The 7,349-nt window shown below is 61.6% G+C and carries 9 protein-coding genes and 1 pseudogene; 8 read left to right on the top strand and 2 right to left on the bottom strand.

Going from position 1 to position 7,349, the window contains the following annotated elements; translation table 11 throughout:
• Positions 1-767 precede the first annotated feature (767 nt).
• On the bottom strand, positions 768-2,066 hold the full coding sequence (locus ACIBG0_RS38390) for a T3SS effector HopA1 family protein (RefSeq protein ID WP_397039937.1): 1,299 nt from the start codon (positions 2,064-2,066) through the stop codon (positions 768-770).
• 256 nt (positions 2,067-2,322) lie between these two features.
• Here ACIBG0_RS38390 and ACIBG0_RS38395 point away from each other — a divergent pair.
• Positions 2,323-2,520 (top strand): annotated as a pseudogene (locus ACIBG0_RS38395) (IS110 family transposase); the annotation flags it as partial.
• 135 nt (positions 2,521-2,655) lie between these two features.
• Here the strand turns inward: ACIBG0_RS38395 and ACIBG0_RS38400 are convergent.
• Positions 2,656-3,042: a hypothetical protein gene (locus tag ACIBG0_RS38400; protein ID WP_397039939.1), complete on the bottom strand. Its 387-nt coding sequence runs from the start codon at positions 3,040-3,042 to the stop codon at positions 2,656-2,658.
• Positions 3,043-3,470: 428 nt separating this feature from the next.
• Here ACIBG0_RS38400 and ACIBG0_RS38405 point away from each other — a divergent pair, with 428 nt between their 5' ends.
• From ACIBG0_RS38405 to ACIBG0_RS38435, 7 genes are all read left to right on the top strand, one after another.
• Positions 3,471-4,511: an alpha/beta hydrolase gene (locus ACIBG0_RS38405; RefSeq protein ID WP_397039951.1), complete on the top strand. Its 1,041-nt coding sequence runs from the start codon at positions 3,471-3,473 to the stop codon at positions 4,509-4,511.
• Positions 4,512-4,859: 348 nt separating this feature from the next.
• Entirely contained in the window at positions 4,860-5,108 is a 249-nt protein-coding gene (locus ACIBG0_RS38410) for a DUF2563 family protein (protein ID WP_397039953.1), read from the top strand.
• Positions 5,109-5,191: 83 nt separating this feature from the next.
• Positions 5,192-5,353 carry a hypothetical protein gene (locus tag ACIBG0_RS38415; protein ID WP_397039941.1) on the top strand — a complete coding sequence of 54 codons (162 nt, stop codon included), beginning with the start codon at positions 5,192-5,194 and terminating at the stop codon, positions 5,351-5,353.
• Positions 5,354-5,392: 39 nt separating this feature from the next.
• Positions 5,393-5,566, top strand: coding sequence for a hypothetical protein (locus tag ACIBG0_RS38420; RefSeq protein WP_397039942.1), 174 nt, complete (start codon positions 5,393-5,395; stop codon positions 5,564-5,566).
• Between the two features lie 328 nt (positions 5,567-5,894).
• Positions 5,895-6,221 carry a hypothetical protein gene (locus ACIBG0_RS38425; RefSeq protein WP_397039944.1) on the top strand — a complete coding sequence of 109 codons (327 nt, stop codon included), beginning with the start codon at positions 5,895-5,897 and terminating at the stop codon, positions 6,219-6,221.
• Positions 6,222-6,446: 225 nt separating this feature from the next.
• Positions 6,447-6,602 (top strand): hypothetical protein, encoded by a 156-nt coding sequence (locus tag ACIBG0_RS38430; protein WP_397039947.1) that lies wholly within the window; start codon positions 6,447-6,449, stop codon positions 6,600-6,602.
• 301 nt (positions 6,603-6,903) lie between these two features.
• Positions 6,904-7,338: an ATP-binding protein gene (locus ACIBG0_RS38435; protein WP_397039949.1), complete on the top strand. Its 435-nt coding sequence runs from the start codon at positions 6,904-6,906 to the stop codon at positions 7,336-7,338.
• Positions 7,339-7,349 lie beyond the last annotated feature (11 nt).

Here is a 7,349-nt window from a genome sequence, read left to right on the forward strand (position 1 = left end):
CACAGCAAATCGGCCTGACGCGGGGCGAGATAGGGATCGATATTTCATGACCAGCACGAGGGCGTCGAGGGTCACCGACCACAATGGCAGATGGGTTCTGTGGCGCGCGGTGACGAACCGAAGCGGCGGCGCGTGTTCAGCGCTTCGGACAAGATCGCGCATTTGCAGGCCTATGAGCAAGCGGTCGAGCGTGGTGAGGACGGGGTGTATCTGCGGCGCGAGGGCCTGTATTCGTCGTTGATCAGCGAGTGGCGTAAGCAGCGTGACGCTGGGTGCTCGAAGGGCAAGAAGCCGGGCGAGAGGGTCGGGAAGCTGACTGCCGAGCAGGCCGAAATCGCGCGTCTCAAGCGGGAGAACGATCGTCTGAACAGGCGGTTGGCGACCACCGATTGGGCATACTCGATACCGCCCGCGCCAGGCACCCACACCGCTTCGCCACCACCACCGCACCGAAGATCCTCGACCTACCCGACAGCGTCTGGATCAACCGACCCGCCACCCAGGAGACCGATACACAAGCGGTATAACACACCCACCGGTCTCATTCGGCTTGAAAAATTCCGGGAGAGCAGCGGTTGCTGCTGGCGCTGGACTTCGCCGGTGAAGTAGTCGATGTGCTTCCCCAACCTTTTCGTCTGTCCTTCGAGACGGCTATCGGTGGCCATCGTGAGCATATGCCGGACTCCCTTACAGTCGCTGAGGACGGTGGCGGGTGGTTGCTCCCCAGACTCACCGGGGTGGTTCACTAGAGTGTCCTTACGATAAGCTCAATTAGCCCGGTTGAAATGCGGGTGTTCGGGATCGACGCCCAGATCCGCGAGTCGGGCGAGAACTCGTTCGTGGAACATCGCGAAATCACCGCCCTCGTAGCTGGTCGATCGCAGCGCGTCGTAGATTGCCTGAGCCCGAACCGAGCCGAAGCTCGAATTCGGCATCACTGGTTCCGCACCGATGCCGACGCCCTCTAATACTTGCTTCGTCATGGGTGGCGTGTTCCACAGGAACGCATGGGGTTCTCGCGTCTGATATTCGCGGAGCCAGTCCACGACCCGGTGAGCGCCGACGAGGTCGGTCGTGTAGATGACCATGGCGTCCGATCGCACCGAATGTGCGCCGACGACTTTCGCGCTATGGATATCGGGAAAATTGTCCGGACGGTCCACGATCTCGTGGACCAGACCGCGCGTCAGATCGGGTATAACATTAGCTTGTGCGTTCACGTAGACGCGATAGCCGACATCTGGGTTAGGATTGGCTCGCTCGAATTGGAAGAAATGAACGAATTCAGGGACCACCCGGTCCGAATTATCGGGATAGAGCATCCTGGCCCCGCCCCTGTTTCCGACACCCTGAATAGAAGCCCATTGCACCTCCGGCGCTCGCGCTGCCACGATATCCGCAAGTTGCCGCATGTAAGCCTGGGGATCCGGTATCGCGTTCGGCTCGGTCGCCGTACGAAAGGCCCGATACACGTCCGATTGGAAGTTGATCCGATTCGCGTTGTCCCAGACGTTCTGGTTGAGTCCATTGAGATTCTCAACCGATAGATCGGGCACCTTCAGCCCATACTGCTGATGAGAGAAACCGCGCACCGCCATGAGGTCGTCGAAGCGCATGTCCTGGCTCAGTTCCTGTCGGAGTTCAGCAAGCGTGCGCGGCTTATCGAACACCGAGGGAAATTCTGTGACGGCGCGATCGAGTACGGCCGCATCCGGATGCCACGCGAACGGAGACGCGCCGTTCTGTTCACCTAAAGGCGTCCCTTCTTCTCCTCGCCGCGCCGCGCCGCGGTCCAACAGATCGTCATTGCCGTTTGGATGCGATGAAGGCGGCGCCTCTTGCCGAGCTACGATCTCGTGCGTTTCGGGTGTTGTGCTGGCTTCCCCAAGCCTAGTCTGCCCGAGCTCACCCGAGCCCTTCGTGTCCCCATCGGAGAACGTCTTGCCAGCCGACTCTGTGCTCTCTGAAGTCTGCCGAATCAATTTCTCCCCTAGATGGGCGAAGTCGGGGATGGCATTCCTGGTCATTGGCTCGGCCACACGTTTCCCGAACCATTTGCTGAGCATTGCTACGCCATCCGAAACCGAACACTGATGAACACGATGCCATCCTGACTGTGCTTACTTATGCCTTTTAAAGTGGTCGACAATTTGGGCCTATCGCCTGGTCTCCCGATCGCGAACTCGCATCATTGTCCGAACGGTCTGGACCCCCGCGCGCTGGGGAGTCCTTCGGCGCCCCTTCAGGTCTTCAGCGCCTTCCATGGCCGTCGCCCTCATTTCGCGGGCTCGGTGCTCCCTGCACCCCACCTACAGCGGGTAGAAGGCCCTTACCGAACTCGGGGTTCTGGTCGGTTTCGAAGACGACCTGGCGGGCGAAGCCACACGCACCATCAACAGCGTCTGCGGCCTGCTTACCAGCATCGATCCCACCCTCGAAGGCGTCTTCGGCTCACACGCTGCCGATCCGGCTGTGCTCAAGATCCTGTTCCGCTGCGGCGGCCCAGTTGGCATCCAAGAAAGGGCAATTAATGCTTCGTGCCGGACATGCTGTCACCGATTGTGACAGCACGCCCGGACCGCTTTCGATTTCTATCCGAAACCTCACGAATCCCTAACACTCGGCAAATCCGAGACTGGACTGAGGTCCCCCCTTCTACCTATGGTAGCCGACATGCCAATCTGCAGTGTGGACAGCGGCAAAACCTCCACCGGCCACATATGGGGACACCCCGCTGGCATTGCATGGAAATGATTTTGCCAAATGGCCATTCTCGTCCAATTTATCCACTCCACCGCAGACGACTTTGTTTTGGGAATCATAAGCCGCCCACAACACCCCCGGGGTATTGGGTTCCCCGTTATCCACAACGATGTCGATGAACCAAGGGCCATCAATGGTAATGTCTTTTATCTGACAACTTCTCGACACCTCACAATGGGCTCTCAGATCTGGCGCGGCGCGCACCTCCGCAGGCAGAGCCAACGCGAAACAAATCGCGGCTCCGAGCGCAATCGCAATGTCGGCAAGTTTCGGCTTCATAGATTTCCTTTCTAGTAGCGACAGGCTGGACGTTTGCAGCTTGCCACCCAGCAGGAGTGGAGGACAAAACCTATCCACGCCGGGATGAGGCTAGCTCAGACTATCGCTACCGATCGTAACCACACACCCGCCTACAGCGCACGGTAGTACCTGCTAGCCGAAATGGACCAGTCGGTATCCGCTTAATACTTACCATTGCTCTGGTTGTCAATTCCTACGTATTGCGTAGGTATATGATAAGTAGTCTGGCTTTCACTGCTCCCAATAGTGGGAATTGCGGATGCGACGTGTTCAATTGCAGTGTGTCTTGCGATCTCGGAGGGCCCGCCGCACTGGCGGTTGACGACCGAACGTTGCGGAAATGGAAGGAATCAATCGAATGCCGACGTAATGCTGCCGAACGGCGGGTGCGGCTTCTTGTGCAGCGCGTGGTGTGGCAGGCGACCAGCGGGGTTGCCTCGGTAGCGGGGGTGTCATTGCTGGTGTTCGGGGTGGCTGGCGCCGAGCCGCCGACGTCGAGTCCTGATCTCGGGCCGCCCGGCGGATACCATGCTCCCGCCGAGAGCGACGGACTTGTTACACAGGCGGTCATCACCAGGATCGAGCCGATCACCGGCCGTTGGCTGCGGGTGTTCGTGCAGTCTCCGACGATGAACCGGATGGTGCAGGTGCAGGTACTGCTGCCCGCCGATCGCAGCCGGCCACGGCCGACGCTGTACCTGCTCGACGGGCGCGGTGCCCCAGAGCGCGAAAGCAGTTGGACCGAGCACGGGCATGCGGTGGAGTTCTTCGCCGACAAGAACGTAAACGTCGTGCTGGCTACCGGTGGTCCGGCCAACCTCTACACCGACTGGCAGCGCCGCGACCCCGTCCTGGGTACCAACAAGTGGGAAACCTTCCTCACTCGCGAGTTGCCCCCGTTGATCGACGCTCGGTTCGAGGGCAATGGCCGCAACGCGATCGAAGGGGTGTCGATGGGTGGCGAGGCGGCGATGATGCTCACGGTCCGCAACCCGGGTCTGTATCGGGCGGTGGCAGCGCACAGCGGCTGCTACACCGTCGCTCCCGGCGCCGGTCAGGCGCAGGCCCGCGCGATCGTGGAAACCTACGGCGGCAATCCGGACAATATGTTCGGGCCCCCGACGGACCCGGACTGGCTCGCCCACGACGTCATGATTCATGCCGAAGCGTTGCGCGGGACCGCGATCTATCTATCCAGCGGCAGCGGCATCCCCGGCGAACACGACACCCCCGACCAGACCGACCTCGCCGACACCCTCACTGTCGGCGGACCACTGGAAGCCGGCGCGTACGCCTGCGCGGTGGCCCTCGCTGACCGGCTGGTGCGACTGCAGATCCCCGCGACGGTGAACCTGCGCTCCACCGGCACCCACTCGTGGCCGTACTGGGCCGACGAGCTGTCCCGGTCCTGGCCGACCATCGCCCATACACTCGACATCAAAACATGACTATCCATCAAACGGGCAGGCGCAATGCGCCGCCCCGGGCCGAACCGGCGGCGCGGAGCGCGCGGCTGGGATCCTGGAGCGCTACACGAACGCCCATCAACAAGATCACCGCTGCCAGAAACCAGCATCATGCCGGTACTGACGGTGCGGCGGCTCAATTATTGTTAAAGATATTGTATGGCAATGTATTTGACACGGTTGGGTCGCTCTGGTGATTGGTGCGCGACGAGGATATGAGTCTCGGGCTGATGAGTACGTCTGCCGGGTTCTCTGAGCTCCAAAAGGTTGGGATGCGGATGTACGCGGATCTGGATCGGCTGTTGCGTGGCTGCGCCCGACTACGTGTACGTGGCGCGCAATCATTTGCGCTCGGTCGAAGTGACCGGGGGCATGTTCGGCGGGACCGCGGTCACCGCGAACGCCGAGGCCGTCGTATCCCGAGCCCGTGAACGCCATGCGCGTGCGCTCGACGATCGCCATCGAAGCTTGGCGTGGATCGGCGAAAACACTGCCGCAGCCACAACTGCTCTCGGCAAGGCGGACCAGGCAGGTGCCGGCGCCGTCCGCCGCGGGAACGCATTCGACCGACCAGTGTGAATACGCCGCAACTGTCGGTTCTCTCCGTGTCGGAACTGACGCAGGGAGCCGGAGGCGATCTGTGGCAGTTAGGGGATTAGTTGTTGGCAGAGAAGCCGTTTCAGATCAGTGCGATGGCCGAGGCATTCCATTGGAGCGGGTCACATGCCAGGGAAGCGGACAGCGCATTCGACATGGCTCGTAAACAACGGCAGCGCGTCACCGCCACGCTGCCCCGGGCGATCCCATATGCGCTGTCGGGATGAGCTGTTCGCTGCGATGACCGCGACCGCGACCGTGCGCTGTTGCTGTGCTATGTCTCCAGTGGCGCCCGAGCGGGCGAGTTGCTCGCCATCGGTGCCGCTGGTGTCGACTGGGCCGCCTGTCGGATACATGTGGTGTCCAAGGGATCCTGGCTGCGCCAGGTGGTACCGGTCTCGCCGGAAGCTCTGCACTATCTCGCCTGCTACCTCGACTAGGTAGGTAATGGTCTGGATGAAATTCGTTGTTTGCTGATGTGGGTTGTCCACCTATGCGACGACGGTAAGAGGTGTCGGCGGGCATAACTGGTCGATTGAGAGCGCTCCACCGCGCGGTTGATGCCCGTCGAGGACGATGGCGACCCCTGCGGTGCACAACGACGTGGAGCCGACTCGGGCAACGACGCTCATTGTGGTCGCGGTCATCAACTGGATACGGGTGTTACCAGTGCCGGGCTCGGCTTTGCGAGCGAGTCTGCGGCGAACATATCCATCCGGCTGCCGCGGGAGATTGTCTGCGGTGTCGGTCGATGCGGAACTGGCTTCTATGATGACTGCACTACTACCTCTTGCTTACGGGTACTTGCGCGATGACTTGATCGGTGATCGCGACCACGATTCGGGTGAAGACACGTTGCGGGCTGCCGCCCGCTCGCTCGGCTACGAGCTGGGTACTGTGTTCTATGAACCGCGGCCGGAAAGCGGTTTGCTTCCACCAGCGTTCGTCGATCTGGTCCAGGAATGCCGCCGCGCCGCAGCGCACGCGGTGATCACCCTGTCCGGGCACATGTCGAACATGTCGGTATCCCGGATGGTCCTGCAGGCGGTCCTGCAAGTGCGCGCGGAGGCCGTCGTCCACGAAGTCGGGGATTGAATCTGAGGGCCGGCTGCCCCGAGCCTCGACCGGCGGGTCGCCTCGACTGCGGGGAAGGGCGGCGTGACTTCGCTAGCTGTGTGAGCTGGAGCCGGTTCTGCTCATGCGCAGGCATTCAGAGTCAGGTCCGCTGGGCGGTCGGCGCCCGCCCTCATGATCATGACTGGAAAATTTCGAGCCCAGAGGCCAAGCGTCGCGCCGTGGAGATGCTCAAGGACGTGAGTCGTGCCGATCACCTGGTTCGGGGTCGAGCGGGCGCATCTGCATGTGTTGCAAACCGCGCCGCATGCGATCGCTTTGGGTGAGGAGCGCCTGGTCGGTGACGACCAGACGATCCGATGGGGTCGTGCGGTATTCGACTCCCGACGGTCATCAAGGTGAGAAGGGTGTGGTGCCGGGTTGCCGGGGAGGAACTGGTGATTATCGCGCGAAACTCGTTGCGGCTGCCGAGATCGCCCGCCATCGGCTCTCGACCCCGGAAATCCGCGCATCCTCGATGAGCATTACCCGTATCATGCAGGCAGGGATCTGCCGTGGGTGCGGAAACTGCCCTGCGGACGGTCTAGGAGATCGCGTTCCTCGAGCTCGGCGAAGGCGCCCACCGTTGGCTGACCGAAGCCTCCGCGTCCGGGGCTGTCGCGCATCCGCGCGAAGATGGCCCGCGCTCGAGTTGGCGGCATTGATGGGAGACCTGATCGTCTGCGACGACATCGGGATGCTGCCCGTTGGCCCGGAGGCTGTCGAGACGTTCTACCGCGTGATCGATGCCGCGTATGAGAGGCGTTCCATTGCGGTGACCAGCAAAATTCATCTGTCCGGATTCGACACGATCATGCCCGAGACCTGGGTCATCGCAGCGATGGATCGACTCCTTTATCACGCGCATCTCGCACTGACACAAGGTGATTCGCACCGCCTCGCCGAAGCCCTCGCCGGCAAGGGAGTGATGCCCTTGGCCTGGCCACCCACCCGGAGAACTACTGTCTGCCCAACCGGACCAGCCCAGTCCACCTACCCGAAGATCCCTGGCTCTGGCACAAAGTTGGTGGCGCGCTGTGGATTTGGAGTCGGGCGAGTGGTGATCGATCATGATCGGGGTGCGCTGATCTTGACGTGAAGGTCCTCCTT

The sequence above is a fragment of the Nocardia sp. NPDC050630 genome (genome assembly GCF_044457245.1).
In the GTDB taxonomy this organism is placed as follows: domain Bacteria; phylum Actinomycetota; class Actinomycetes; order Mycobacteriales; family Mycobacteriaceae; genus Nocardia.